This is a genomic window from Streptomyces sp. NPDC006265 (assembly GCF_040613555.1).
In the GTDB taxonomy this organism is placed as follows: domain Bacteria; phylum Actinomycetota; class Actinomycetes; order Streptomycetales; family Streptomycetaceae; genus Streptomyces.
Map to the genome: position 1 here is coordinate 1 of NZ_JBEXSH010000998.1, position 3,042 is coordinate 3,042.

2 protein-coding genes and 1 pseudogene are annotated in these 3,042 nt (G+C 70.9%); 2 read left to right on the forward strand and 1 reads right to left on the reverse strand.

The window, feature by feature from the left end:
* Window positions 1-202: pseudogene (locus tag ABZ281_RS44155) on the forward strand (Na+/H+ antiporter); the annotation flags it as partial.
* Between the two features lie 40 nt (window positions 203-242).
* Here ABZ281_RS44155 and ABZ281_RS44160 read toward each other — a convergent pair.
* A complete protein-coding gene (locus tag ABZ281_RS44160) occupies window positions 243-1,151 on the reverse strand; it encodes a pyridoxal-phosphate dependent enzyme (protein ID WP_356663887.1) in 909 nt (302 codons plus the stop codon).
* A gap of 255 nt (window positions 1,152-1,406) precedes the next feature.
* Here ABZ281_RS44160 and ABZ281_RS44165 point away from each other — a divergent pair, with 255 nt between their 5' ends.
* Window positions 1,407-2,813, forward strand: a complete 1,407-nt coding sequence (locus ABZ281_RS44165; RefSeq protein ID WP_356663889.1) for a family 2B encapsulin nanocompartment shell protein — start codon at window positions 1,407-1,409, stop codon at window positions 2,811-2,813.
* The last annotated feature ends 229 nt before the right edge of the window (window positions 2,814-3,042 follow it).

Sequence of the window (3,042 nt, forward strand, 5' to 3'; positions counted from 1 at the left end):
GGAGCGGCTCGGGCAGGCCAACCCGGTCACCGGAGAGTCCGTCGACGACACCTACCGGCGGCTGTCGCGGGAGATGATCAGCGCCGAGCGGGAGGTGTTCGTCAAGCTCCGGGACGGCCGCTACATCGACGACGAGATGCTGCGGACCCTCCTGCGCAGGCTGGACCTGGAGGAGGCGGCGGCCTTCCGGGAGGTCGCGTGACGACGGGCCGACGTCTCAGGTGCGACGACGGGCCGACGTCTCAGGGGAAGGGACGGCCGGTGATCACCGCCGCCACCGCCGTCCCGCGCGGGAAGGCGCCTTCTCCGACCAGGGTGACGAGTCCGTACAGCAGCTTGGCGACATACATGCGTTCGACCGGCAGGCCGTGCCGGTGCTCGAAGTCCGCCGCGAAGGCGTCGAGCGCGGCGGGCACGCGCGCGTAGCCGCCGCAGTGGAAGCGCTCGTCCAGGCTCCAGGTGCCGCGTCTGCCCCCGAAGGCGGCGTGCTGCAGGGCGTCCGTCTCGGTGGCCAGGAAGCCGCCCTTGAGCACTGGTACGCCAAGGGCCCGCTCGCCGGGTCCGAGGCCGGCCGCCAGCCCCGCGAGCGTGCCACCGGTGCCGCAGGCCACGGCGACGACCTCGGCCCGGCCGCGCAGTTCGGCGCCGAGCGCCAGGCAGCCGCGTACGGCCTCGGCGTTGCTGCCGCCCTCGGGGACGACGTACGCCTCCTCCGCGTCCGCCGCGCGCAGGATGCCGGCCAGGGTCCGCGGCTCGGATTTGCCCCGGTAGGTCGCCCTGTCCACGAAGTGCAGCCGCATGCCGTCGGCCGTGCAGCGGGCCAACGAGGGGTTGAGGGGCCGGCCGGCCAGCTCGTCGCCGCGGACGACACCGATGGTGGGGATGCCGAGCAGCCGGCCGGCCGCAGCCGTGGCGCGCAGGTGGTTGGACCAGGCGCCGCCGAAGGTGAGGACGGTGCGGCCGGCCGCCGCGGCCAGATTCGGAGCCAGCTTGCGCCACTTGTTGCCGATCAGCTCCGGGTGGATCAGATCGTCCCGCTTCAGTAGCAGCCGCACATCCCGGCACTCGAACCGGCCGTCCACGACCTCCTGCACCGGCGACGGGAGCCGGGGGCGAAGCGCGGCGATTCCGGGGGTGTCGAGGCTGGTCACCGGCCCATTGTCACCCGGGAGTGGGGAAGGGCTGGCTCGGGGCTGACGGCCTGCTCCGCGCCCCGGCCCCTCGGTCCGACGGGCCGGATACGGGTGCTTTCGAACGCCGTGACGGGGCCCCCTGCCCAGCGGAGCAAAGATCCATTCCCGCTCTTTCGGGTAATAGCACCGCCACGTTGAGTGAGGAAGGCTTGCTCGTGCACATCGATGCCCGAGGCATATGGGCGTCGGTCACAACCGGGAGGGCAGTTCTCTATGTCGGTAGGCGAAGAGGTCCGCGCGGAGCAGACCAAGCCGCAGCAGAGTCTCGGCACGGCGGCCGCGCGGAACCTGGCCACCACGACCAAGTCCGTGCCACAGATGCAGGAGATCAGCTCCCGCTGGCTGCTGCGGATGCTGCCGTGGGTCGACATCCAGGGTGGTACGTACCGGGTGAACCGGCGGCTGACGTTCGCCGTGGGCGACGGCCGTCTGACGTTCGTGAAGACCGGCGACCGTGTCGAGATCATCCCCGCGGAGCTCGGCGAACTGCCGGCGCTGCGGTCCTACGAGGACGAGGAGGTGCTCTTCGAGATCGCCCGCCGCTGCGAGCAGCGGGAGATCCCGGCGGGCGACGTGATCGCCTCGTTCGGCAGCCCGTCCGACGAGGTGTACCTCCTCGCGCACGGCAGGGTGGAGAAGGTCGGCACGGGCCCGTACGGGGACGACGAGTCCCTCGGAGTCCTCGCCGACGGTGCCTACTTCGGTGACGACGCACTGCTGAACGAGGATGCGATCTGGGAGTACACGGCCCGCGCGCTCACCGCGTGCACCGTGCTGGTGCTGCCCCGCCAGGAGTTCGCGCAGATCGCGGAGCGCTCGGACACCCTGCGCGAGCACCTCCAGCAGCGCCGCACGATCCCCTCGCAGCGCTCCAACAAGTACGGCGAGAAGGAGATCGACCTCTCCTCCGGCCACTCCGGCGAGCCGGACATCCCGCACACCTTCGTCGACTACGAGGCCCGGCCCCGTGAGTACGAACTGAGCGTCGCCCAGACCGTGCTGCGCATCCACTCGCGCGTGGCCGACCTGTACAACCAGCCCATGAACCAGACCGAGCAGCAGATCCGGCTGACGGTCGAGGCGCTGAAGGAGCGTCAGGAGCACGAGCTCATCAACAACCGCGACTTCGGGCTCCTGCACAACTGCGAGTACGACCAGCGGATCCAGCCGCACGACGGCGTGCCCAGCCCGGACGACATGGACGAGCTGCTCAGCAGGCGACGCGGCACCAAGATGCTCCTCGCCCACCCGCGCGCCATCGCCGCGTTCGGCCGCGAGCTCAACAAGCGCGGGCTGGTTCCCGAGACCATCGACATGGCCGGCAACCGCATCCCGACCTGGCGCGGCGTGCCGATCTTCCCGTGCAACAAGATCCCGGTCTCGGACGCCCGTACGACGTCGATCGTCGCCCTGCGTACCGGCGAAGCCGACCAGGGCGTCATCGGGCTGCGCGCCTCGGGCATCCCGGACGAGATCGAGCCGAGCCTGTCGGTGCGCTTCATGGGCATCAACGAACAGGCCATCATCAAGTACCTGGTCACGGCGTACTACTCGGCCGCGGTCCTGGTGCCGGACGCGCTCGGCGTGCTGGAGAACGTCGAGATCGGCCGCTGGCGGTGACACTTCCGGTCCGCCGGCTGTGTCCCCGCCCGTCAGGGCGGGTACATCCTCGGGGTACGCGCCCAGCGGCAGCGGAAGCGCCATCGTCCGCTCCTTCTCCGAGGCGGTCACATGGGTGAGTCCCTCATGGAGTCCAGGACGGAGACGAGGGTTGCCGCCCCCGGCGCGGCGCGCCGCCCCGATCCTGGGGATGTGGGCGTGGGTCACGGTAGGCGGTGGGCGCTACGGT

Coding starts and splice junctions, on each gene's coding strand:
- ABZ281_RS44165 (WP_356663889.1), top strand. CDS start 1,407: ATGTCGGTAGGCGAAGAGGTCCGCGCGGAGCAGACCAAGCCGCAGCAG.